Genomic DNA, 23,129 nt, shown 5'->3' with positions numbered 1-23,129 from the left:
GAGCCCACCCACCCCAGCGAAAGAGCTGGCGCGTTTCCTGCAAGCCCCCCCGATATCGCCATAAAACGAGCACTTCCGGTGAATCCAGAAGCGCCCTGAGCGGCATTGAAGGTTTTATCCAGAAGGCCTGCAAAAGCTTGATACAGCTTGGCTGAGCCCTGTGACGAACAAGAGGGGAGACGATGAAGGCAGTTATTTTGGCGGGCGGCCTGGGCACGCGCATCAGTGAGGAGTCGCACCTCAAACCCAAGCCGATGATTGAAATCGGCGGCAAGCCAATTCTCTGGCACATCATGAAGCAGTACTCCGCTCACGGGATCCATGACTTCGTGATTTGCCTGGGCTACAAGGGCTACGCGATCAAGGACTTCTTCGCCAACTACTTCCTGCACACCTCTGACGTCACGTTCGACATGTGCAATAACCGCATGGACGTTCACCAGAACTACAGCGAGCCATGGCGCGTCACGCTCATCGATACCGGTGAAGACACCATGACCGGCGGCCGCTTGCGTCGGGCCAGCCGCTACCTGGAAAACGAAGACGCGTTCTGCTTCACCTACGGCGACGGCGTGTCCGATTTGAACATCGGTGCCCTGGTGGACTTCCACCTGTCCCACGGCAAGCTCGCCACGGTCACGGCAGTTCAGCCGCCTGGTCGTTACGGCGCACTGGAACGCGACGGTCACCTGGTCCGCGGTTTTACTGAAAAGCCGCGCGGTGACGGAGGCTGGATCAATGGTGGCTTCTTTGTGCTGTCGCCCAAGGTCCTGCCGCTGATTACCGCCGACGAGACGGTTTGGGAATCCGAGCCTTTGGTCGGCCTGGCCAGCAGCGGTCAACTGGCTGCCTACCAGCACGATGGTTTCTGGCACCCGATGGACACCCTGCGCGATAAAAACCATCTGGAGCATTTGTGGCAGAGCGGGGAGGCCCCATGGAAGCAATGGGACTGAGCCCGGAATTCTGGCGCGGCAAGCGGGTTCTGCTGACCGGCCACACCGGTTTCAAAGGCAGTTGGCTGACGTTGTGGCTGCAAAGCCTCGGCGCGAAAGTCAGCGGGTTTTCCCTCGATCCGTCCACCGAGCCGAGCCTGTTCGAACTGGCGCGTGTCCACGAAGGCATCAACGATCAGCGCGGCGACCTGCGTGACCTGGGGGCCCTGCTTGAACTGATCGCCGACACCCAACCGGAAATCGTCCTGCACCTGGCGGCCCAGCCGCTGGTGCGCGAGGGTTATCGCGATCCGCTGGGGACTTACTCCAGCAACGTCATGGGCACCCTGAACCTGCTTGAAGCGATCCGTCAGGTCGGCGGCGTGCGCGCCTGCGTGCTGGTGACCACCGACAAGGTCTACGCCAATCAGGAATGGTTGTGGCCATACCGTGAAAACGAAGCCCTCGGCGGCCACGATCCTTACAGCAGCAGCAAAGCCTGCTGCGAGTTGCTGGCGCAGTCGTATGCGGCATCGTTTTTCCCGGCCGAGAAGTATGCCGAACACGGTCTGGCCCTGGCCACGGCCCGAGCCGGCAACGTGTTGGGCGGCGGTGATTTTGCCCCTGAACGTCTGATTCCCGATGTGCTGAAAGCCTGGTCCGCCGACGAGCCGGTAACCCTGCGCTACCCGCAAGCCGTCCGCCCGTGGCAACACGCGCTGGAGCCGCTGGCCGGTTATCTGCAGCTGGCTGCCGCTCTTTACGAGCGAGGTCCCGAGTTCGCCGGTGCGTGGAACTTCGGCCCGAGCGAAGCGGACATGTGCAGCGTCGGCGAAGTGGTCGAGCTGCTCGCCAACCGTTGGCCACAAGCGCGCGGATTGCGTATCGAACCGAGTGAACTGCATGAAGCAGGCCTGTTGCGCCTGGACAGCAGCCGCGCCCGCCAACTGTTGGCCTGGCAGCCGCGCTGGTCGCTGCAACAATGCCTGACCCAGACCCTCGACTGGCATCTGGCCTGGCAAAACGGCGACGACATGCGTGGCATCACGTTGGGTCAGTTGAACCTGTACCGAGGCGCGCTGTGAGCGAGTTTTCGTTGAAGGCGCTGCCGCTGACGGGCTTGTTCAGCGTGCAGCACAAACGCTTCGAAGATGATCGCGGGCATTTCGCCCGGTTGTTCTGCGAGGGCAGCCTGAGCGCCTTCGGCCAAGCGTTTTCCATTCGCCAGATCAACCATTCCTGCACCCGCGCACGCGCGAGTGTGCGTGGCTTGCATTACCAGAATGCCGACGCGCCGGAAGCCAAGCTGATCACCTGCCTGCGCGGTGAAGTCTGGGATGTGGCGGTGGACTTGCGGCCCGACTCCGCAACGTTCCTGCACTGGCACGCCGAACACCTGCGGGCCGGTGACGGTCGCAGCCTGCTCATTCCTGCCGGTTTTGCCCACGGCTTCCAGACCCTGACCGACGACGCCGAATTGCTTTACCTGCACAGCGCCGATTACGCGCCGGAGCATGAAGGCGGCTTGTCGGTGAACGATCCACGGCTGGCGATTGCCTGGCCGTTGCCTGTCAATAATCTGTCAGCCAGGGACGCCAGCCATCCCTTGCTCGATGAACGTTTCGCTGGAGTGCGTCTATGAACTGCCGTGGTTGCGGTACTCCTTTGGCCTTGCCGCTGATCGATCTCGGCACCTCGCCGCCGTCGAACGCCTACGTTCGTGCCGATCAGCTGGAACAGGCCGAACAGTGGGTGCCACTCAAGGTTGCGGTGTGTCAGCAGTGCTGGTTGGTGCAAACCGAGGATTACACCAGCGCCGACAGCCTGTTCGACGCTGAGTATGCGTATTTCAGTTCGTTCTCCAGCACCTGGCTGGCGCATGCCGATCGCTACGTCGCCGAGATGGTCGAGCGCTTCGGCCTGACCGCCGACAGTCGTGTAGTGGAAATCGCTGCCAACGACGGTTACCTGTTGCAGTACGTCGCCGGTCGCGGCATTCCTTGCCTGGGCGTTGAGCCAACCCGCAGCACCGCGCAAGCGGCGCGGGAAAAAGGCCTGGAGATCCGCGAGTTGTTCTTCGGCCGTCACACCGCTGCGCAATTGGTCAGCGAAGGCTGGTCCGCGGACCTGATGGCTGCCAACAACGTGTTGGCCCACGTGCCGGACATCAATGATTTCCTCGGCGGCTTTGCGACCCTGCTCAAGCCGACCGGCGTGGCGACGTTCGAGTTTCCGCAACTGCTGACACTGATGGCCGGGCAACAGTTCGACACGCTGTATCACGAGCACTATTCCTACCTGTCCCTGACCGCCGTGCAGACATTGTGCGAACGCAACGGCCTGGAAGTGTTCGACGTCAGTCAGCTGTCGACCCACGGCGGTTCGCTGCGGGTTTTCGTCCAGCGTGCCGATGGCGTTCGTCGTGACGTGCAGCCTGCGGTTGCTCAGCAACTGCAAGCCGAAATCACCGCCGGTGTGAAAACCCCCGAGTACTACGCGACCCTCGCGCCAGCCGCCGAGGGCATCAAGCACCAATTGCTGCGCTTCTTGTTGCAGGCGAAAGCCGATGGCAAACGAGTGGTCGGTTACGGCGCCGCCGCCAAGGGCAACACGTTGCTCAACTACGCCGGGGTCAAGCCTGATCTGTTGGCCTGGGTCGCCGACGCCAATCCGCACAAACAGGGCAAGTTCTTGCCTGGCAGCCGGATTCCGGTGGTGTCGCCCGAGCGTATCGCCCTCGAACAACCCGACTACATCCTGGTTCTGCCATGGAACCTGTTGCCTGAAATCACCCAGCAATTCGCCTCGGTCAAAGAGTGGGGCGCACAGTTTGTCGTTGCCGTTCCGGAGTTGAGTATTCAATGAGCAGAATTCACTACACCAAACCGAGTGTCGGCGAACTGGAAGCCCGGTATGCCCTGGATGCCGTGCAGAACGGTTGGGGCGCGCGTTGCTACGAATACCTGACGCGTTTTGAGCACGGGTTTGCCGAGCACCTTGGTGCGACCTATGCCATCGCGACGTCGAGCTGCACCGGCGCGCTGCACATGGGGATGGCGGCGCTGGGCATCGGCGCGGGTGATGAAGTGATCCTGGGCAACACCAACTGGATCGCTTCGGCAGCACCGATCACCTATCTGGGCGCTACGCCGGTGTTTGTCGATGTTCTGCCGGATAGCTGGTGCCTGGATCCGGAGCTCGTCAGGCAGGCAATTACCCCGAAGACCAAAGCCATTCTCGCGGTCCATCTTTACGGCAACCTGTGTGACATGGACGCATTGCTGGCGATCGGTCGCGAACACGGTATCCCGGTCATCGAAGACGCCGCCGAAGCCATCGGCTCGCAGTGGCGCGGCAAGGCTGCCGGCTCGATGGGGGCGTTCGGTGCGTTTTCATTCCATGGCACCAAAACCATGACCACCGGCGAGGGCGGCATTTTCGTCACCTCGGATAAAGCCTTGTATGAGCGCGTCCTGACGTTGTCCAACCATGGTCGTGTCGCGGGCAGCACCAAACAATTCTGGCCAGAGTTCATTGGCTTCAAATACAAGATGAGCAACTTGCAGGCGGCCGTCGGCTGCGCCCAGGTTGAGCGGATCGAAGAGCTGATCGAACGCAAGCGGACGATATTCGCCAATTACGCCCGCGCGCTGTCATCGCTGCCGGGGGTTTCGCTGAACCCAGAACCTGCCCATGCCCGCAACGGTTACTGGATGCCCACGGTGGTATTCGATGCCGGGACCGGGATACATCGCGACGAGATGATCGCCGCGTTCCAGGCCGCCGATATCGACGCCCGGGTGTTCTTCTGGCCACTGTCTTCGTTGCCCATGTTCAGTGAGCACGTGGTCGACACACCGGTTTCGTTTGCCTTGCCGGAGCGTGCGTTCAACCTGCCGAGTTATCACGACATGACTGACGCCGATCAGGCACGGGTGGTGGATGTGGTGCGTACACTGCTGGCAAAAAGGCAATCATTGTGAAGATGTACTTGCTGGGCGCGGCCAACCCGGAAGCGGTGCGCATGCTGCACGCGGTGAAGCGCAGCACACCGAATGTCGAGTTTGCGTTTCTGGACAATGACCCGAACAAACACGGGACACCGTTTTTTGGTGTTCCGGTCATTGGCGGTTCGGCGTTGGTCAGTGAGCTCAAGGGGCCGGACGTACGTTTCGTCAACCTGATCACCGGCAGCACCCAACTGCGCTACGAGACCACCCGCCAACTGGTCGAGGCCGGTGCAACGCTGGGCCAGTTCATCCACCCCGGCATTGACCTGACCATGATTCGCATGGGGCAGGGCAGTTATCTGCAGGAAGGCGTAATCATGCAGGCCGAGGTGACGCTGGGCGACAACACCAGCATCAGCGCCGGCAGCGTGGTGGGGCATGAAGGGCAAATCGGCCACTCGGTGTTCATGGCGCCCGGCGTGTGCATCGCCGGTTGCGTGGAGATCGGCGACGGCACGTTCATCGGCACCAACGCCACCATTCTTCCGCGCTTGCGTATCGGACGCTGGGTGACCATCGGCGCCGGCGCCGTCGTCACCAAAGATGTCCCGGATTATTCAGTCGTGGCGGGCAATCCCGCCAGGATCATCAAGACCAACGTGGTGCCTTACCCCGACGGTAAGGTCTTCAACTAACCCGTTTGCCTATTTTTTTTGGAGCGTTTCAATGAATCCCCATGAGCAGTTTCGCGAAGAAGTAAAAGACAACATCGAAGGCCTGAAGAAGGACGAGGCGCTGCAAGCCGAGTCGCTGGCCTGGGTCGGCACCACGGCCAAACACAAGTACACCTACAACTTCAGCTGGATGGGCCGGCCGATCATTCAGTTCCCGCAGGACATGGTCGCCATGCAGGAAATCATCTGGAACCTGCGTCCGGATGTGATCGTTGAAACCGGCATCGCCCACGGCGGTTCGCTGGTGTTTTACGCCTCGATCCTGGAACTGATGGGCCATGGCGAAGTGCTGGGTGTCGACATCGATATCCGCCAGCACAACCGCGAAGCGATCGAAGCTCACCCGATGAGCAAACGCATCCAGATGATCCAGGGTTCGAGCATCGACACGGCCATCGTCGACCAGGTGCGCGAGCGCATCCAGGGCAAGAAAGTGCTGGTGGTCCTGGACTCCAATCACACCCACGAACACGTGCTCGAAGAGCTGCGCCTGTATGCACCGATGGTCTCGGTGGGCAGCTATTGCGTGGTCATGGACACCGTGGTCGAAGACATGCCGGAAGATGCGTTCCCGGACCGTCCATGGGGCAAGGGTGACAACCCGAAAACCGCGGTCTGGGCCTACCTGGAAGAGAACCGTGATTTCGAGATCGACCAGGCCATTCACAGCAAACTGCTGATCACTGTCGCGCCGGATGGCTACCTGCGCCGAGTACGTTAAGCGACACCTCTATTCAAGCGTTAATCAGGCAATCGGTCTGTGGTGGGGAAGGATATGCAAGGCATTTACGGTTCTGAAAACATGCAGCCCTTGAGTGAACTGTTCACTCTGGTGCTGATTACACACAATCGCCCGACGTTCCTGCGCAGGGCATTGCAGTACTACAGCACGTTGCCTTGCAAGATCCTGGTTCTCGATTCGTCGGCCATCGCACTGGAGGGCGCGGCGACGGTTGCGGACACCATCGACTATCGGCATTTGCCGCAATTCGGCTACTGGGGAATCCAGGCCAAACTGGTGTACGGCGTCGAGCAGGTCACCACGCCCTACATGGTCTTCGCCTCCGACGATGATTTCCTGATGCACGGTGGCCTCACCGAGTCGGTGAACTTCCTCGAAGCCAACCCCGACTACGGTCTGTGCCATGGCTATTGCCTGATGTACCTGACCCACTCCAACTATGTGCAGTACTACCTTCGTGACAAGAAAGTAAACGAGGACTACAACGCCGAGCTCGGTCAGGATCGTGTACTCGATTACGTGAGCCAGTACATTCCCCCGTTCTATGCGGTCCATCGGACTTCGCTGCTGCGTGACTGGTATGCCGCGATGCCTGAAGGAACGATCTTCCAGTGGCAGGAGATCGGGCATGTCTACTACATGCTCGCCCGGGCCAAGGCGCGGATTCTTCCAATTCCTTACGTGGTGCGTGAGGTCAACTATGGCCGCTCGGATCACAACACCGAGATCATGACGACCCTGGCCCTCAAGGACGCCCGGTCTGTCGCCGACCGTGAGCGTTTTGCCGGCTTCCTGGCATCGCTGCCGACCGGCATCAAAGGTCTGGATGAACACCAGACCGCGCAGGTCGCGCTGCAAAGTTTTGCCGCCCTCGCCGAGAGCCTGACGAAACGCAACGCGCTGACCATCGAGCCGATTTTCGAGTCTTACTGGACGGATCCGACGATAGGGCCGAAGCGGGTCTTCGGCCCTCAGCAATACGTTGAAATGCCGTTCTATAACAGTGCCTTCTTCGACCAACTGACGCAGTGCGAATTCCTGCTTCATTCGATGCCGGCTGGACGCTTGCAACTCGAAGAAATGGAAGGCGCGTTGCTCAAGCAGGAAGCGTTGCAGCGCACCTATTCCAATGACACTCCGGCGACCATCCAGACCCGTCTGATTGAAGCCGTTGGCCTGGGAGCGTTCAACCGTCGGGTGATGCAGAAACTGGCGCAGCAGCTGTTGGATATGGATGAAGCCGCTGATGCCCGGATACTGACCGACTGGGTTGAGCGTCTGGACAGCGTGCCAACCTTCGACAGCCGTCAGTTGCTCGACACAATGCCGTCGGGACGTTTGCAAAACTGGCTGCAGGCCCGGCAACCGAACGACACCGCGGTGCGCAAAATCAACCAGCACCTGGCGGCCAGCGAAGGGGGCCCTCAGTTCGGCATTCTGTTGCTCGATCTGGACGCAGACATGGACAAGCTTCAGGTCACCCTGGACAGCCTCATGGAAAGTGCGTTCCGGGCGTTCAAGGTGGTGATCTTCACCACGGGCGACTTGCCGGCAGTCACCACGGCACAAAACACCCTGCATTTCGTCAAGGTCACGGCGGCCAATTACGTCGACAAGCTGAACCAGATCGCTCGTCAGTCGACTTCGGACTGGTTGCTGCTGGCCGAGGCGGGTGACGAGTTCACCACTGCCGGCTTCTTGCGTGCCAGCCTCGAGTTGCAAGACGCCGAGGGTTGCCGTGCGGTGGCGATGGACGAAATTCATCGCCAGGAGAATGGCACGCTGGTCGATGTGTTCCGGCCAGCCTTCAACCTCGACCTGTTGCAGAGCCTTCCGTCACTCATCGCGCGGCACTGGCTGATTCGCCGCGAAGCGCTGGTGGAAGTCGGCGGTTTTGCCCGCGAGTTCGCCTCGGCGCTCGAGTTCGACCTGCTGCTGCGTCTGATCGAAACCGGTGGCCTGGCCGGCCTTGCCCATTTGGCCGAGCCGTTGCTGATCACCGCAGCTCCTGAGCCGACAGCCAACGAGCACGAGCGTCAGACGTTGGTCCGTCATCTGGTGACCCGCGGTTATCAAGCCCAGGTCAGTGCCGAAGCATCGGCTGGTTTGCGTATCGAATACCGCCATGCGGGGCGTCCGAAGGTATCGGTCATCATCCACAGCCAGGACAACCTGGAGCACTTGCAGCGCTGCCTGGTCAGTGTCTTGCAGCGCACGCGCTATCAAAACAACGAAGTTATCATTGCCGATAACCACAGCCAGTCCGCCGAGCTTCACACCTGGCTGGACAGCCTGGAACGAAACGGACGGGGCCGGATTCGTCTGGTCAAGGCTGAACAGCGTCTCAGCACGTCGGCCCTGATCAACCTCGCAGCCGGCGAGGCTCAAGGCGAATACCTGGTGCTGCTGGCGGCGGACGCCGAAGTGGTCAACGCCAACTGGATCGAGGCGCTACTCAATCAGGCCCAGCGTCCCGAAGTCGGCGTGGTCGGTGCCAAGCTGGTGGACCGCGAAGGCAGCGTGACCGGTGCCGGGTTGATTATGGGGCTCAACGGCGGGATTGCTTCGCCCTTCATCGGTGAGAAGAAGGACGCGTCGGGCTACATGCGCAGACTGCTCGTCGAGCAGAATTATGCGGCCGTCAGCGGTGCATGCCTGATGATTCGCAAGGAAGTATTCGACGCACTCGGCGGTCTGGATCGGGAGCATTTCGATGACGTGTACGCCGATGTCGATCTGTGCCTGAAAGTCGCCGACGCCGGGTTGCTCACGGTGTGGACGCCGCAAGTGCAAGTTACCCACCCGGGCACCTTGCCGGACGTTCCCCAGGCAGTGGCGGCCCTGCGCGACAAGTGGCAGGCGCGTTTCGCGCACGACGAGGCTTACAACAACAACCTGGCCTTGACCGGCAAGGGCTTTGCCCTGAGTGAACCGGCCCCGGTGAACTGGGCGCAGTTGCTCGCATAAGCCTGACTGACAGGTACAAGGACTCAAGGCATGTTCAACGGTAAATCGATTTTCATCTCTGGCGGCACCGGCTCGTTCGGGCGCAATTTCATCCGCCGGCTGCTGGAGCAATATCAGCCGAAGCGGGTGGTGGTGTTCTCGCGCGATGAGCTCAAACAGTACGAGATGCAGCAGACGTTCAACGCGCCGTGCATGCGTTACTTCCTCGGTGATGTGCGCGATGCTGATCGTCTGCGCCAGGCCATGCGTGGCATCGATTACGTGGTGCATGCCGCGGCACTGAAACAAGTGCCGGCGGCGGAGTACAACCCGACCGAATGCATCCGCACCAACGTCAACGGCGCGGAAAATATCATTGCCGCGGCCATCGACAACGGCGTGAAAAAAGTCGTCGCGCTGTCCACCGACAAGGCTGCCAGCCCGATCAACCTGTACGGCGCGACCAAGCTGCTGTCGGACAAATTGTTCGTCGCCGCGAACAATATTGCCGGCGACCAGAACACCCGTTTTTCGGTGGTCCGTTACGGCAACGTTGCCGGTTCGCGTGGCTCGGTGGTGCCGTTTTTCAGCAAGCTGATCGCCGAGGGCGCCACGGAGCTGCCGATCACCGATGAGCGCATGACGCGTTTCTGGATCACCCTCGATCACGGTGTGCAGTTTGTGCTCGACAGCTTCGCCCGCATGCACGGTGGTGAAGTGTTTGTGCCCAAGATCCCGTCGATTCGTATCGTCGATCTGGCACTGGGCATGGCTGAACATTTGCCGCACAAGAACGTCGGCATTCGTCCGGGAGAAAAACTCCATGAGTTGATGGTGCCGCTGGACGACGCGCGGATGACCCTGGAGTTTGCCGATCACTACACCATTCAACCTTCGATTCGTTTCACCAGCGTCGACGTGGATTTTGCCGTCGACAAACTGGGCGAGCAGGGCCGGCCTGTCAGTGAAGACTTCGAGTACCGTTCCGACACCAATCCGCACTACCTGTCGGTCGGACAGATTGCTGATCTGCACGCGAAACTGCCGGCATGATTCCCTACGGTCGGCAGAGCCTCGATCAGGCAGATATCGATGCGGTGGTCGCCGTGCTGCAGTCGGACTGGCTCACTCAAGGGCCGACCATCGAACGCTTCGAACAGGCATTGGCGCAACGTTGCCAGGCTGATTTCGCCGTGGCGGTGTGCAATGCCACGGCGGCGTTGCACATTGCCTGCCTCGCGGCCGGACTCGGCCCGGGCGATCGGCTATGGACTACGCCGAATACGTTTCTGGCTTCGGCCAACTGTGGTCGCTATTGCGGCGCCGAGGTGGATTTTGTCGACATCGATCCACTGACGTGGAATCTCGACGCTTACGCACTGGCATCGAAGCTTGAGGCCGCCGAGCGCGCTGGCACGCTGCCGAAGGTGCTGGTGGCCGTAGCGTTTTCCGGGCAGAGCTGCGACATGCGCATGATCGCCGGGCTGGCCGAACGTTACGGTTTTACGGTGATCGAGGATGCGTCCCACGCGGTCGGTGCTTCCTATGCCGGACGCCCGGTGGGCTGCGGCGAATTTGCGGCGATGACGGTGTTCAGTTTTCACCCGGTGAAAATCATCACCAGCGCCGAAGGGGGCATGGTGTTGACCAACCGCCCTGAACTGGCCGAGCGCTTGCAGCGTCTGCGCAGCCACGGCATGACCCGCGATCCGCAACAGATGACCGAAGCCAGTCACGGCCCCTGGTACTACCAGCAGGTGGAACTGGGCTTCAATTACCGGATCACCGATCTGCAGGCGGCACTCGGTCTGTCGCAGTTGGACAAGCTCGATGGCTTCATCGCGCGTCGCCGTGAACTGGCGGCGCGTTATGAGCGATCGCTGGCGTACTTGCCGCTGACCTTGCCCGGTGCGCAGCCCGAGGCCGAATCGGCGTGGCATCTGTACGTGGTGCGGTTGCACACCGACCGGATCAACCTCAGTCATCGCCAGGTGTTCGAAGGCTTGCGAGCGGCCGGGGTCGGTGTGAACCTGCACTACATACCGGTGCATTTGCAGCCGTACTATCGCGACCTGGGGTTTGCCGAAGGCGACTTCCCGCAGGCCGAACGTTATTACGCCGAAGCCATCAGCCTGCCGATGTTTCCTTTGCTGAGCGATGAGCAGCAGGACTATGTGGTGGCGCAACTGCGGCGCCTGGTTCTTGAGGAGTAGTGTTGTGAGCAGCGTTGCGATCATTCCGGCCCGCGGCGGCAGCAAGCGAATCCCGCGCAAGAACCTCAAACCGTTCGACGGCGTGCCGATGATCGTTCGTTCGATTCGCACGGCGCTGGAGTCGCAACTGTTCGACCAGGTTGTCGTCAGCACTGACGATGAAGAAATCGCCGAGGTCGCGCGTGATCACGGGGCTCAGGTGCCGTTCTTGCGTCCGGCGTCGTTGGCCGACGACTTCACCGGCACCGCCGCGGTGATCGTTCATGCCTTGAATCAATTACCAGCGTTCGACTATGCCTGCTGCATCTACGCAACCGCACCGCTGTTGCAGGTACGGTTTCTGCGTCAGGGACTTGAACTGCTGGAGCAGCATCCGGAAAAATCCTTCGCGTTTTCCGTGACCGATTTCGGCTTTCCCGTGCAGCGCGCCTTGACCCTCGACGAGCAGGGCGCGCTGACATCGTTGTACCCCGAGTTCCGCAACACCCGGTCGCAGGATCTGCCCGCAGCCTTTCAGGACGCCGGCCAGTTCTACTGGGGGCGCAGCGAGGCCTGGTTGCGCGGCGACGTGTTGTTTTCCCCGGTGAGCCTGCCGGTGATCCTGCCGCGGCATCTGGTGCAGGACATCGACACCCTCGAAGACTGGACGCGCGCCGAATACTTGTACGCTGCGCTGAAGGCAGGTGGTGAGTTGCAATGAGAGTGCTGATTCGCTCCGACGCGTCGCCCACCATTGGCAGCGGGCACATCGCTCGTTTGTTGCCGTTGGCCAGGGTTTTGCGCAAACAGGGCTCGCATGTTGCTTTTGCATGCCGCCAACTGCCGGGGCATCGGCTGGACATGCTGGCAGCCGAAGGTTTCGAAACCTTTGCGCTGCCCGATCGTTATCCCGACGAAGACCCGCAACAAGCCATCGAATCCATGCTGCCGTGGCAGGCGGACATCGACGCGCTGGCGCACGCCTTGGAAAACCATCCTGCATACGACTGGATCATCGTCGACCACTATGGGCTCGATCATCACTGGCAGACGGCGGCCCGGCGCTGGGCGCCACGGATCGCCGCGGTGGACGACCTCGCCACTCGCCGGTACGCCGTCGACCTGCTGCTCAACCAGAACCTGTCGGGTACACCAGACGCTTATGGTTCGCTGCTTGAGCCTGGTTGCCAGACGTTGTTCGGCCCGCGATTCGCGATGCTGCGCGATGAGTTCTGCTGCCCGGCAATTGCGATCAAGCCCCAGGTAAAACGGGTGCTGGTCAATTTCGGCGGTTTCGATGCGGCGATGCAGACTTATCACGCGATGTTGGCGATGGCCGATTTCCATGCGCTGGAAGTTGATTTCGTGGCCGGTGCCGATAACCCGGCATGGGACAAGATGGTGGCCATGGCGGCGAGTCATCCCAACTGGCGCTTGCACAGTTTTGTCAGCGACTTCTACCGCCTGATGATCGAGGCTGACCTGTTCGTCGGCGCCGGTGGGGGAACCAGTTGGGAGCGGGCGGCCCTGGGGTTGCCGACGATTTGCATTGCGGTCTCGAATAATCAGCAGGCCAACGGCGAGGTCATGGCCACCTCGGGCGCCCATGTGTATCTGGGCGCCCGTGAGCAGGTGAGCGTCGAACAATTGCGGCAGGCCATCGGTTTTATCGCGGGCAATCCTGGGATACGCCAGAGTCTGGCCGAGCATTCGCGCCAGTTGGTGGATGGTCGGGGCGCACAGCGGGTGGCGGCCGCCCTGGCCGGCGCGGTGTTGCTGATCCGCCCCGCGACCACCGACGATGCACAGCTTCTGTTCGACGGGCGTAATGCCGAAGCGGTACGGCGCTGGTCGCGGGAGACCGGGGTGATCGAGTGGTCGTCGCATCAAAACTGGCTGGCCGCCAGTTTGAACAATGCACAGCGTCTGCTGTTGATCGCCGAGGCGGATGACGGCCCGGTGGGCGTGTTGCGTTATGACTTGTGCGAATTTGAAGCTGAAGTCTCGATTTATCTGTTTGAAGATCGCATCGGCCTGGGCTGGGGCAGGGCGCTGCTGGCTCGGGGCGAGGCCTTCGTGACCACCCATTGGCCGCAACTGCGGACTATCACCGCTCAAGTGGTGCCAGAGAACCAGCCGTCGCTGAAGGTATTTCGCGAAGCCGGTTTCACTCAGAGTGCTTGCGTGTTCACGCGCGAATTGAAGGATCACTGCAATGACTAGCTTCAAAATTGGCGACCGCTTGATCGGGGCCGATGCGCCGCCGTTCATCATCGCCGAGATGAGTGGCAACCATAACCAGTCATTGGACATGGCCCTGCAAATCGTCGATGCCGCAGCCAAGGCGGGTGCGCACGCCTTGAAGCTGCAAACCTACACAGCCGACACCATGACCCTGGACCTGTCCGAGGGCGAGTTCTTCATCAAGGACCCGAACAGTCTGTGGGTCGGATCTTCCCTGTACGCGCTCTACGAAAAAGCGCATACGCCGTGGGAATGGCACGCGCCGATTTTCGCCCGCGCCAAGGCGCTGGGGATGCTCGCGTTTTCCACGCCGTTTGATGACACCGCAGTGGACTTCCTCGAAAGTCTCGACGTGCCGGCCTACAAGATCGCCAGTTTCGAGAATACGGACCTGCCGTTGATTCGTCGGGTCGCTGCGACCGGCAAGCCATTGATTATTTCCACCGGCATGGCCAGCATCGCTGAACTCGACGAAACCGTGCGTGCCGCCCGCGACGCCGGTTGCAAGGATCTGGTGTTGCTCAAGTGCACCAGCACCTACCCGGCGACGCCCGCCAACAGCAACGTGCGGACGATTCCTCATTTGCGCGAATTGTTTGGCTGTGAAGTCGGGCTGTCTGACCACTCGATGGGCGTCGGTGTGTCTGTGGCCGCGGTGGCTCTCGGGGCGACGGTGGTGGAAAAGCACTTCACCCTCGACCGCAGCGCCGGTGGCGTGGACGCCAGTTTTTCGCTGGAGCCGGCGGAGCTCGCCAGCCTGGTGATAGAAACCGAACGCGCGTGGCAGGCCATGGGGCATGTGCATTACGGTGTGACGGACGCCGAGCGCAAGTCTCTGATGTACCGCCGCTCGCTCTACGTGACTCAGGACATGGCTGCCGGCGAGCCCTTTTCTGTCGCTAATCTGCGAGCCATTCGTCCGGGGCTGGGGTTGGCTCCAAAACACGCGGAAACCCTTCTGGGCCGCCGTGCCCGTAAGGCTATCCCGCGCGGAACGCCGCTGGACTGGTCGTTGGTCGAATAACCCCTTATGGTGCCGATTCGGCAAAATAGAGTGACCTGCGAGTCATAACGCGCATCTTCACTGTATTGTATTAATCGGGAAGGTGGCGCCTGGCCTGTTTTTGGCCCAGTGATAGCCTTTTATTCTTCCCGCTGTCGCCTCAATGAGGCGGCGTTTTTCTCCGTTTGTCGGCGCCCCTCGAATCATTACGAGCGGTGGTATTGGGCTGTTTATTATTGGGAAGCCGTAATGATTGGCATAAAAAGCATTGCGAGCTACGTTCCTGTAGCCGGCGTGGACAATTACGCACAAGGTGCAAAATTCGAAAAGGATGAAGAATTCATCCTGGGCAAGATCGGTTCGGCCTTCCTGCCGCGCAAAGACGCTGGTCAGGAAACCTCGGACCTGTGTGTCGAAGCAGCCAATGCGCTGTTCGCCAACAATCCGGACTTGAAACGTGAAGACATCGACGTACTGATCGTCGTCACGCAGAACGGCGACGAAGAAGGCCTGCCGCACACCGCCGCCATCGTTCAGGACAAACTGGGCCTGCCGACCACCGTCGCCGCGTTCGATATTTCCCTGGGCTGCTCGGGCTACGTCTACGGCATCTACGCCATCAAGGGCTTCATGGAAGCCGCAGGCTTGAAGAATGGCCTGCTGATCACCGCAGATCCGTACTCGAAGATCGTCGACCCGGAAGACCGCAACACCACCATGCTGTTTGGCGATGCCGCCACTGCAACCTGGATGGGCGAAAACGCACCATGGCAACTGGGCAAGGCCAAGTTCGGCACCGACGGTTCCGGTGCGCCGCACCTGAAGGTGACCGACGGGGTGTTCTTCATGAACGGCCGTCAGGTGTTCAACTTCGCGCTGCTGAAAGTCCCGGCGCACTTGCACGAACTGCTGACCGATTCGCAGCTGACCGCTGATGATATCGATGCGTTCTGCATTCACCAGGGCAGTGCCGCGATTGTCGACGCCGTAGCGCGCCGCTTCGAAGGCGAGCCGGAGAAGTTCATCAAGGACATGGTCGAGACCGGCAACACCGTTTCGTCGAGTATCCCGTTGCTGCTGGAGAAACACGTACTGGACTCCACCTGGAAACGTGTGGCGTTGAGCGGTTTCGGCGTTGGTTTGTCATGGGGCTCGGCGATTATCTATCGCCCTTGATCCTTCAAAAGCCAGGCATAAAAATAGCGTTCAAGGTGTAACCTTGAGCGCTATTTTTTTTTTGCCCGAATGAAAAGCGAGGCTCCATGAGCGAGTTGTTTGAGCGCAACGGCGAGTTGATTCAGCGGCGTTGGCCCAAGGTCTGGCATCGACTGTCGGTGGAGAACAGCACCGAGTTGCGCGCTGATCTGGTGGACGGCCAGGGCTCGACATTGAGCATCAATGGCATTCAGTTGACCAGTCGCCATGACCGCACTCGCGAAGCGTTGATTCAGGCCGGCAGCCTGCCCGTCGACAGTCCGGTGGTGCATGTCTATGGCACCGGGCTGGGGGATTTGCAGCTGCAATTGCTGGAGCGAACCGGGCTTGAACGGTTGTACGTGCACATTCTGAACGGCGCGGTGTTTTCCCTGGTGCTGCAACTGCTCGATCAACAGTCGTGGCTCGCCGATTCACGAGTGGTGCTGCTGTACGCCGGCGATCTGGCGGAAATCCAGTTGCCGTACTTCGCGCTGCCTTCGGAGCTGGTGCTGGCGGACGACTACAACGCCAAGATCCGCGACCGGCTGATCAGCGAAACCCATTTGACCTTCAACAATCGCGAATTCAATGCCGACAATCCGGAGATTGCCGAGCGTTTGCAGGCGAGTGTCGAGCGTGTTCGCGCCGATGCCGATGCTGCGGAGCTGTTTGCCACCTGTTCCGGCAGGGAAGTGTTTGTCATTGCCACCGGACCCAGCCTGGAACAGCACTTCGACACGCTGCGCGCGGTACGCGAACAGGCGCAGCGGCCGTTGTTCATTTGCGTCGATACGGCCTACCGACCGCTTATCGAGCATGGGATCAAGCCGGATGTGGTGGTCACGATTGATCAGCGCATCTCGACGCGACATTTGCCGTGCGATGCCTCGCGCGATATCACGCTGGTCTACATGCCCATGGTTGATCCTGAGGTCTTGGGAGGCTGGCAGGGCAAGCGTTACGTGGCCTATTCCGCCAGCCCTGTCTATAGGGACATGCGCGAGCAGTTGCCCAAGGCCCAACTGTTTGTCGGTGGCAGTGTGATTCACCCGGCGGTGGACCTGGCGGTACACATGGGGGCCAGCCAGATCACGCTGTTCGGCGCCGATTTTGCTTTTCCGAACAACAAGACCCACGCTGGCTGGAATGACGGTGACCTTGGGCCGAACGTGGGCGCCGCCCGGCACTGGGTGCTCGATGGCCACGGTCAGCGAGTCAAGACGCAGCTCAATTTCCGCAGTTACTTGTGCGAGCTGGAACGGTACATCGCCGGGCATCCTCAGATGGCTTTCTATAACAGCAGTCGGGCAGGGGCGATGATCGTCGGCACGACGTTTCATCCGGAGCTCACGCGATGACTGAATCCTCCCTGATTGCCGAGGCGCTGCAGTGTTCTGTTTTGTTCCGTCTGGGGCGAGATGTCGAAGCGGCGCTGCTCATGGTCCAGATTTGCAGTGATGTGCAATCCGCAATGGGGCACGAGACTGTCGAGGTCCAATCCCGCTGGACGGCGTTGCTCTCCGACATGCAGGCCTGTCAGGAGGCGCAGGATTGGTTGGCGCTGGCCGATTATCTTGATTATGAGTTGCCCCAATTGCTGGAAGCGGCCACGGCCGGTCAAGGCTTTTGACAATGTGCCGGTACAGGCGAGTCCTCGCTGTCCCGTTACCGGCATTTCCCTGACGTCACTTTTTTGGATTGGCTTGCCGCCAAGCCCTTGTTTTATGGGGGGTGGCAGTGTGATGGCAAATTTTTTTCAAAATGGCCTAAAGCAACCTGCATTCGCGACGATAACTATTACGAAGGTTCTCTAGGCCATACCCGGCGGTTGCCAGGGCCGGAAGCCGCAGTACCCAACCAACGAGGAATTCGTCATGGCTTTGACAGTAAACACCAACACTACGTCGCTGAACGTTCAGAAGAACCTGAACCGTGCTTCGGACGCGCTTTCGACTTCGATGACTCGCCTGTCTTCCGGCCTGAAAATCAACAGCGCCAAAGACGACGCCGCCGGCCTGCAAATCGCTAACCGTATGACCTCGCAGATCCGTGGTCAGACCATGGCTATCAAAAACGCCAACGACGGTGTTTCGATCGCTCAGACCGCTGAAGGCGCTCTGCAAGAGTCGACCAACATTCTGCAACGTATGCGTGAAATTGCACTGCAATCGCGAAACGACTCCAACGGCACTGCTGACCGTACCGCTCTGGACAAAGAATACCAACAGTCGGTTGCAGAACTGACCCGTATTGCTCAGTCCACCAACCTGAACGGCAAAGCGCTGATCGACGGTACTGCTGGCGCGATGGAATTCCAGGTAGGTTCGAACACTACTTCCGACAACCAGATCACTCTGACCCTGTCGACCAGCTTCGACGCCAGCGCCCTGGGCATGACCGGTACTACCATCTCCGGTACTTCCAACTCGGGTAACCACAACTCTGTATTGTCCGCGATCTCGGCCATCAACATTGCCCTGGACAAAATCAACTCCACTCGTGCTGACCTCGGTGCTGCTCAGAACCGTTTCTCCACCACGATCTCCAACCTGCAGAACATCAACGAAAACGCCAGTGCTGCACTGAGCCGCGTACAAGATACCGACTTCGCTGCTGAAACTGCACAGCTGACCAAGCAAAACACCCTGCAACAAGCTTCCACTTCGGTTCTGGCCCAGGCCAACCAACTGCCATCCGCTGTACTGAAACTGCTTCAGTAATAGCTGGGTAAGTTTTGGCGGGGGAGTGCGCACGCGCGCTCTCTCGCTTTTTCAATTTAAGAGGTGATGGACATGGATATGAGCGTGAAGCTGAACTTGTCTTATCCTGCCGCGAAGCCGGCGACGACTGTTGCTGAACAATCGGTGGAAAAGCCTCGAGCCGATGCTGCCACCGTGGCAACGGTCAAGGATGAATCAAAAGACGCGCAAAGCGAGCAGGACAAACTGAAGATGGCCGTTCAGGAAATCGAAAAGTTCGTTCAATCGATCAAGCGCAATCTGGAGTTCTCGATCGATGAACCTTCAGGCAAGGTTATCGTTAAAGTGATCGCCAGTGAGTCGGGTGAAGTGGTTCGCCAGATCCCCAACGAAGAAGTGCTCAAACTGGCCAATAGTTTGAATGATGCAAGCAGCCTGTTGTTCAGCGCTAAAGTCTGACAGCTGGCACGAATTTTGTTGCTATGTTCTTTTGGGCGTTGTAATGGTCAAAAGGCCGGCGACACACTGAAGGGAGTCCCACATGGCAAGTCCAATTCTACCGGGTCTGGGGTTAGGCTCCGGTCTTGACACCACGGCTATCGTCAAAGCTTTGGTTGATGCTGATAAATCGGCCAAGCAAACCCAGATCAACCGGCAGACGAACACCAATACATCGCAGATTTCCGGTGTCGGGACCCTCAAGAGTGTGTTGGCGAATTTCCAGGCCGCGATCAAAAACCTTGGTGATACCAAGACCCCTCAGTTCCTGGGTTACAACGCCACGAGTTCCGATCCCAAAGTGCTGACCTCTGTCGCCAGCAACTCGGCGGTCAACGGCACGTATGTCATCAAGGTCAACTCCCTTGCGACTTCATCCAAGGTGGCGACCGCTGCGTTTCCCCTTGGCCCTACCAGTGCCATTCAGGACGGTACGCTCAATATCACTCAAAATGGCATTGCCCGACCGGTCACCATTCCTCCTGGTGCTACGTTGCAGACGGTGCGGGATGCGATCAACACCCAGCAAGGCGCCAATGGCTTCAGTGCCAACATTGTCACTGACTCCTTCGGTTCGCGTCTGGTCCTGGGCTCTACCGCGACCGGTTTGAATTCCGATATCACGCTCAGTGGTATTCCGGGCCTGGAAATTACCGCGGGCCAGAAAATGGGTCCCACGCCTGATGGGACTTCGGCGGGTGCCATCGGCGAACTCGCTGCGAATGCCAGCTTTACGGTTGACGGGCTGGCTATCTCCAGCAAATCCAACACTGTGGATAGCGCCATTTCCGGCCTGACACTGAATCTGGTGACGACGGGTACTTCCACTGTGACGGTCGGGCCGAACAGTGACGGTTTGAAAAAATCGATCCAGGCCTTTGTCGACGCTTTCAACCAGGTGGTCAGCACCGTCAGTACGCTGAGCAAGCCTTCCCTGGATAAAGATGGCAAGCCAACCATTCCCGCGGCATTGACCGGTGACTCGCTGGGTCGCAGTGTTCTGGCGTCGATCCGTGAGCCGTTGGCAAGTACCGGTGCTGGCGACAAACTGACCGTGCTTTCGCAGTTGGGTATTACCACTAACCAGAAAACCGGTGCGCTCGATTTTGACAGCACCAAGTTCTCTGCGGCGATGGATACGCAGAAACTGGGTGGTGAAATTCAGAAGCTGTTCCTGGGTGATCCTGCGGCGACTGGCGATGCGGCCAAGGGGCTGCTGGAGCGAATGAATTCGGCGATTACGCCTTATACCGTTACTGGTAACGAAGGCATCCTCGATGCGCGTTCGGCCAGCCTGGCGAAGGTTAAAACCAACCTGGCCAGCCAGCAGGAGGCATTGGATCGTCGAGTCGCGACTCTGACAACCGTGCTGACCAAGAAGTACAACGACATGGACACTCTTGTCGGCAAGCTCAAGGCAACGGCGAGCAACATTACCTCGATGTTTGAGGCGATGAACGCACAGAAAAAAGGCTGATAGCGCGTAGGCGCCAAAAGCCCGGCAGCGAATTCCGCTTGTCGGGCTTTTTTTGTTTCGATCTAAAGATTTTTGACGCGGTGTCGATACACTGGCTATACGAATCACAAAGTTTTGATGAGGTACAGCATGAACCCGATGTTAGCCCTTCGGCAGTACCAGAAGATTGGTGCTCAGGCCCAGACTTCCGAAGCCAGCCCCCATCGCCTGGTGCAAATGCTCATGGAAGGTGGGCTGGATCGCATCGCTCAGGCCAAGGGTGCCATGGAGCGCAAGGATATTCCCAACAAAGGCATTTTCATCGGCAAGGCGATCGCGATCGTCGGTGGCTTGCGTGAAGGCCTGGACCTGGAAAATTCGATTGAGTCTGTAGGTGAGCTGGACAAGCTGTACACCTACATGATGAAGCGCCTGGCAGAAGCCAACGTCAAAACCGATCCAAAGATTCTCGACGAAGTCGCCGATTTGCTTCGCACAGTCAAAGAAGGCTGGGATGCTATCGCCGCGCCGGGTCCGCAGTTTTAAGGAGATCACCATGAGTCTTGTATTGCAGCGTATCGAACACACCCGTGATGCCCTCGTCGGTGCCTTGGCCGAGCGCAATTGGGAAGCCATCGGTGAGTTGGATCTGGCTTGTCGTTCCTGCATGGAAGACGTCTTGAGTGAAGCTTCGGTAGACGAGGCCGCCTTGCGTGACAATCTTGAAGAGTTGCTAGGGGTGTATAAGCAGCTTCTGGAGGCGGCGACAGGGGAGCGACAAGCAATAGTTGATGAGATGTCGCAGATCCATCAAGCACAGAACGCTGCAAAGGTTTACCATCTGTTTGGTTAATTAATCCTCAGTTAATCCAAACATAGTGCGCCATAAATTTGACTGTGCACGGTTTTTTGACTTAACTAGTGGCTGGTTCCAGATTTCAGGCGTCTACAGGCATAACGTGTCTGCAAGCGTCTAGCTTGCCCCATCATTTCGGGCATTGAGTTGACTAGGGAAGTTGCTATTGCATGTGGCGTGAAACCAAAATTCTGCTGATTGATGACGATAGCGTCCGCCGCCGCGACCTGGCGGTGATTTTAAATTTTCTTGGCGAAGAAAATTTACCCTGCGGTAGCCATGACTGGCAGCAGGCTGTCGGCTCTTTGTCATCAAGTCGTGAAGTGATCTGTGTCCTCATCGGGACGGTCAATGCTCCTGGTGCACTTCCGGGCTTGTTAAAGACACTCTCTACCTGGGATGAGTTCCTTCCGGTTTTGTTAATGGGCGATAATTCTTCCGTTGACTTGCCAGAAGACCAGCGTCGCCGAGTGCTTTCGACCCTCGAAATGCCACCCAGCTACAGCAAACTGCTCGATTCGCTGCACCGTGCCCAGGTCTATCGAGAGATGTACGACCAGGCCCGCGAGCGCGGTCGTCATCGCGAGCCCAACCTTTTCCGCAGTCTTGTCGGCACCAGCCGGGCGATTCAACACGTCCGTCAGATGATGCAGCAAGTTGCCGACACCGACGCCAGCGTGCTGATCCTTGGCGAGTCGGGGACTGGCAAGGAAGTGGTCGCGCGCAACCTGCACTACCATTCCAAGCGTCGTGACGCGCCGTTCGTCCCGGTCAACTGCGGGGCGATCCCGGCCGAGTTGCTGGAAAGCGAATTGTTCGGCCATGAGAAGGGCGCGTTCACCGGGGCGATCACCAGTCGCGCCGGGCGTTTTGAGCTGGCCAACGGCGGCACGCTGTTCCTCGACGAAATTGGCGACATGCCGCTGCCGATGCAGGTCAAGCTGTTGCGCGTGCTGCAGGAACGCACTTTCGAACGCGTGGGCAGCAACAAGACCCAAAGCGTCGATGTGCGCATCATTGCGGCGACTCACAAGAATCTCGAAAGCATGATCGAGATCGGCACTTTCCGCGAAGATTTGTACTACCGCCTGAACGTGTTCCCGATCGAGATGGCACCGCTACGCGAACGTGTCGAAGATATTCCGCTGCTGATGAACGAGTTGATCTCGCGCATGGAGCACGAGAAGCGCGGTTCGATCCGTTTCAACTCCGCAGCGATCATGTCGCTGTGCCGTCACGGCTGGCCGGGCAACGTTCGCGAACTGGCCAACCTGGTGGAGCGCATGGCGATCATGCACCCGTACGGGGTGATCGGTGTGGTCGAGTTGCCGAAGAAATTCCGCTACGTCGATGACGAAGACGAGCAACTGGTCGATAGCCTGCGCAGCGATCTTGAAGAGCGCGTGGCCATCAACGGTCACACTCCGGACTTCACCGCCAACGCCATGCTGCCGCCGGAAGGCCTGGACCTGAAAGACTACCTTGGTGGTCTGGAACAGGGCCTGATCCAGCAGGCGCTGGATGATGCCAATGGCATCGTGGCGCGCGCTGCCGAGCGGTTGCGGATCCGTCGTACCACGCTGGTAGAGAAGATGCGCAAGTACGGCATGAGCCGTCGCGATGGTGATGAACAGGCGGATGATTGACGCCTGTTTTTCAAGTCGTTCATTTGTAGGC

At 59.3% G+C, this 23,129-nt stretch carries 22 protein-coding genes; all 22 read left to right on the top strand.

Features of this window, described 5'->3' with window-relative positions; genetic code table 11:
* Positions 1-182: 182 nt before the first annotated feature.
* A complete protein-coding gene (rfbF, locus tag KGB25_RS18625) occupies positions 183-956 on the top strand; it encodes a glucose-1-phosphate cytidylyltransferase (RefSeq protein WP_008044636.1) in 774 nt (257 codons plus the stop codon).
* Positions 938-2,020 (top strand): CDP-glucose 4,6-dehydratase, encoded by a 1,083-nt coding sequence (rfbG, locus tag KGB25_RS18620; RefSeq protein ID WP_008044634.1) that lies wholly within the window; start codon positions 938-940, stop codon positions 2,018-2,020. Before rfbF ends, rfbG begins: the two co-directional genes overlap by 19 nt.
* Complete coding sequence (locus tag KGB25_RS18615) at positions 2,017-2,577, top strand: dTDP-4-dehydrorhamnose 3,5-epimerase family protein (protein WP_223436174.1); 561 nt, start codon at positions 2,017-2,019, stop codon at positions 2,575-2,577. The genes rfbG and KGB25_RS18615 overlap by 4 nt, the downstream gene beginning before the upstream one ends.
* Positions 2,574-3,800 (top strand): class I SAM-dependent methyltransferase, encoded by a 1,227-nt coding sequence (locus KGB25_RS18610; RefSeq protein WP_192226014.1) that lies wholly within the window; start codon positions 2,574-2,576, stop codon positions 3,798-3,800. Before KGB25_RS18615 ends, KGB25_RS18610 begins: the two co-directional genes overlap by 4 nt.
* On the top strand, positions 3,797-4,918 hold the full coding sequence (locus tag KGB25_RS18605; RefSeq protein WP_192419585.1) for a DegT/DnrJ/EryC1/StrS family aminotransferase: 1,122 nt from the start codon (positions 3,797-3,799) through the stop codon (positions 4,916-4,918). The genes KGB25_RS18610 and KGB25_RS18605 overlap by 4 nt, the downstream gene beginning before the upstream one ends.
* Positions 4,915-5,580, top strand: coding sequence for an acetyltransferase (locus KGB25_RS18600; protein ID WP_032832884.1), 666 nt, complete (start codon positions 4,915-4,917; stop codon positions 5,578-5,580). Before KGB25_RS18605 ends, KGB25_RS18600 begins: the two co-directional genes overlap by 4 nt.
* 31 nt (positions 5,581-5,611) lie before the next feature.
* On the top strand, positions 5,612-6,340 hold the full coding sequence (locus KGB25_RS18595) for a cephalosporin hydroxylase family protein (RefSeq protein ID WP_223436172.1): 729 nt from the start codon (positions 5,612-5,614) through the stop codon (positions 6,338-6,340).
* Positions 6,341-6,394: 54 nt separating this feature from the next.
* Positions 6,395-9,328 carry a glycosyltransferase family 2 protein gene (locus KGB25_RS18590; protein ID WP_223436171.1) on the top strand — a complete coding sequence of 978 codons (2,934 nt, stop codon included), beginning with the start codon at positions 6,395-6,397 and terminating at the stop codon, positions 9,326-9,328.
* A 30-nt stretch (positions 9,329-9,358) separates the two neighbouring features.
* On the top strand, positions 9,359-10,360 hold the full coding sequence (gene pseB, locus KGB25_RS18585) for a UDP-N-acetylglucosamine 4,6-dehydratase (inverting) (protein ID WP_008044619.1): 1,002 nt from the start codon (positions 9,359-9,361) through the stop codon (positions 10,358-10,360).
* Positions 10,357-11,520: a UDP-4-amino-4,6-dideoxy-N-acetyl-beta-L-altrosamine transaminase gene (gene pseC, locus KGB25_RS18580; protein ID WP_008044617.1), complete on the top strand. Its 1,164-nt coding sequence runs from the start codon at positions 10,357-10,359 to the stop codon at positions 11,518-11,520. Before pseB ends, pseC begins: the two co-directional genes overlap by 4 nt.
* Before the next feature lie 4 nt (positions 11,521-11,524).
* A complete protein-coding gene (gene pseF / locus KGB25_RS18575; RefSeq protein ID WP_223436169.1) occupies positions 11,525-12,220 on the top strand; it encodes a pseudaminic acid cytidylyltransferase in 696 nt (231 codons plus the stop codon).
* Positions 12,217-13,722, top strand: a complete 1,506-nt coding sequence (gene pseG / locus KGB25_RS18570; protein WP_223436167.1) for a UDP-2,4-diacetamido-2,4,6-trideoxy-beta-L-altropyranose hydrolase — start codon at positions 12,217-12,219, stop codon at positions 13,720-13,722. The genes pseF and pseG overlap by 4 nt, the downstream gene beginning before the upstream one ends.
* Positions 13,715-14,767, top strand: coding sequence for a pseudaminic acid synthase (gene pseI / locus KGB25_RS18565; protein ID WP_223436165.1), 1,053 nt, complete (start codon positions 13,715-13,717; stop codon positions 14,765-14,767). The genes pseG and pseI overlap by 8 nt, the downstream gene beginning before the upstream one ends.
* A gap of 228 nt (positions 14,768-14,995) precedes the next feature.
* On the top strand, positions 14,996-15,922 hold the full coding sequence (locus KGB25_RS18560) for a ketoacyl-ACP synthase III (RefSeq protein ID WP_008035244.1): 927 nt from the start codon (positions 14,996-14,998) through the stop codon (positions 15,920-15,922).
* A gap of 86 nt (positions 15,923-16,008) precedes the next feature.
* Positions 16,009-17,301 carry a motility associated factor glycosyltransferase family protein gene (locus KGB25_RS18555; RefSeq protein WP_223436163.1) on the top strand — a complete coding sequence of 431 codons (1,293 nt, stop codon included), beginning with the start codon at positions 16,009-16,011 and terminating at the stop codon, positions 17,299-17,301.
* On the top strand, positions 17,298-17,573 hold the full coding sequence (locus KGB25_RS18550) for a hypothetical protein (protein ID WP_008044607.1): 276 nt from the start codon (positions 17,298-17,300) through the stop codon (positions 17,571-17,573). Before KGB25_RS18555 ends, KGB25_RS18550 begins: the two co-directional genes overlap by 4 nt.
* Before the next feature lie 244 nt (positions 17,574-17,817).
* The gene (locus KGB25_RS18545; protein ID WP_008044606.1) at positions 17,818-18,663 is read left to right on the top strand and encodes a flagellin domain-containing protein; all 846 of its coding nucleotides are present in this window, start codon (positions 17,818-17,820) and stop codon (positions 18,661-18,663) included.
* Between the two features lie 72 nt (positions 18,664-18,735).
* Positions 18,736-19,101, top strand: coding sequence for a flagellar protein FlaG (locus KGB25_RS18540; RefSeq protein ID WP_008044605.1), 366 nt, complete (start codon positions 18,736-18,738; stop codon positions 19,099-19,101).
* A gap of 82 nt (positions 19,102-19,183) precedes the next feature.
* Positions 19,184-20,617, top strand: a complete 1,434-nt coding sequence (fliD, locus tag KGB25_RS18535; RefSeq protein ID WP_223436161.1) for a flagellar filament capping protein FliD — start codon at positions 19,184-19,186, stop codon at positions 20,615-20,617.
* 129 nt (positions 20,618-20,746) lie between these two features.
* Positions 20,747-21,142 (top strand): flagellar export chaperone FliS, encoded by a 396-nt coding sequence (gene fliS / locus KGB25_RS18530; protein ID WP_008044602.1) that lies wholly within the window; start codon positions 20,747-20,749, stop codon positions 21,140-21,142.
* A gap of 10 nt (positions 21,143-21,152) precedes the next feature.
* Positions 21,153-21,449 (top strand): hypothetical protein, encoded by a 297-nt coding sequence (locus KGB25_RS18525; protein WP_008044601.1) that lies wholly within the window; start codon positions 21,153-21,155, stop codon positions 21,447-21,449.
* A 173-nt stretch (positions 21,450-21,622) separates the two neighbouring features.
* Positions 21,623-23,098, top strand: a complete 1,476-nt coding sequence (locus KGB25_RS18520) for a sigma-54 dependent transcriptional regulator (RefSeq protein ID WP_008044600.1) — start codon at positions 21,623-21,625, stop codon at positions 23,096-23,098.
* Positions 23,099-23,129 lie beyond the last annotated feature (31 nt).

This window comes from Pseudomonas sp. BF-RE-21 (assembly GCF_019947305.1).
Lineage (GTDB): Bacteria > Pseudomonadota > Gammaproteobacteria > Pseudomonadales > Pseudomonadaceae > Aquipseudomonas > Aquipseudomonas migulae.
This window is presented reverse-complemented; position numbering and strand designations above follow the sequence as displayed.

Bases quoted from the DNA above. Each gene is read 5' to 3' on its own strand.
- pseC (WP_008044617.1), top strand. From the start codon at position 10,357: ATGATTCCCTACGGTCGGCAGAGCCTCGATCAGGCAGATATCGATGCG.
- pseB (WP_008044619.1), top strand. From the start codon at position 9,359: ATGTTCAACGGTAAATCGATTTTCATCTCTGGCGGCACCGGCTCGTTC.
- KGB25_RS18555 (WP_223436163.1), top strand. From the start codon at position 16,009: ATGAGCGAGTTGTTTGAGCGCAACGGCGAGTTGATTCAGCGGCGTTGG.
- KGB25_RS18520 (WP_008044600.1), top strand. From the start codon at position 21,623: ATGTGGCGTGAAACCAAAATTCTGCTGATTGATGACGATAGCGTCCGC.
- KGB25_RS18605 (WP_192419585.1), top strand. From the start codon at position 3,797: ATGAGCAGAATTCACTACACCAAACCGAGTGTCGGCGAACTGGAAGCC.
- rfbG (WP_008044634.1), top strand. From the start codon at position 938: ATGGAAGCAATGGGACTGAGCCCGGAATTCTGGCGCGGCAAGCGGGTT.
- KGB25_RS18560 (WP_008035244.1), top strand. From the start codon at position 14,996: ATGATTGGCATAAAAAGCATTGCGAGCTACGTTCCTGTAGCCGGCGTG.
- KGB25_RS18595 (WP_223436172.1), top strand. From the start codon at position 5,612: ATGAATCCCCATGAGCAGTTTCGCGAAGAAGTAAAAGACAACATCGAA.
- KGB25_RS18590 (WP_223436171.1), top strand. From the start codon at position 6,395: ATGCAAGGCATTTACGGTTCTGAAAACATGCAGCCCTTGAGTGAACTG.
- KGB25_RS18610 (WP_192226014.1), top strand. From the start codon at position 2,574: ATGAACTGCCGTGGTTGCGGTACTCCTTTGGCCTTGCCGCTGATCGAT.
- pseI (WP_223436165.1), top strand. From the start codon at position 13,715: ATGACTAGCTTCAAAATTGGCGACCGCTTGATCGGGGCCGATGCGCCG.
- fliD (WP_223436161.1), top strand. From the start codon at position 19,184: ATGGCAAGTCCAATTCTACCGGGTCTGGGGTTAGGCTCCGGTCTTGAC.
- rfbF (WP_008044636.1), top strand. From the start codon at position 183: ATGAAGGCAGTTATTTTGGCGGGCGGCCTGGGCACGCGCATCAGTGAG.
- KGB25_RS18545 (WP_008044606.1), top strand. From the start codon at position 17,818: ATGGCTTTGACAGTAAACACCAACACTACGTCGCTGAACGTTCAGAAG.
- pseG (WP_223436167.1), top strand. From the start codon at position 12,217: ATGAGAGTGCTGATTCGCTCCGACGCGTCGCCCACCATTGGCAGCGGG.
- KGB25_RS18550 (WP_008044607.1), top strand. From the start codon at position 17,298: ATGACTGAATCCTCCCTGATTGCCGAGGCGCTGCAGTGTTCTGTTTTG.
- KGB25_RS18540 (WP_008044605.1), top strand. From the start codon at position 18,736: ATGGATATGAGCGTGAAGCTGAACTTGTCTTATCCTGCCGCGAAGCCG.
- KGB25_RS18525 (WP_008044601.1), top strand. From the start codon at position 21,153: ATGAGTCTTGTATTGCAGCGTATCGAACACACCCGTGATGCCCTCGTC.
- fliS (WP_008044602.1), top strand. From the start codon at position 20,747: ATGAACCCGATGTTAGCCCTTCGGCAGTACCAGAAGATTGGTGCTCAG.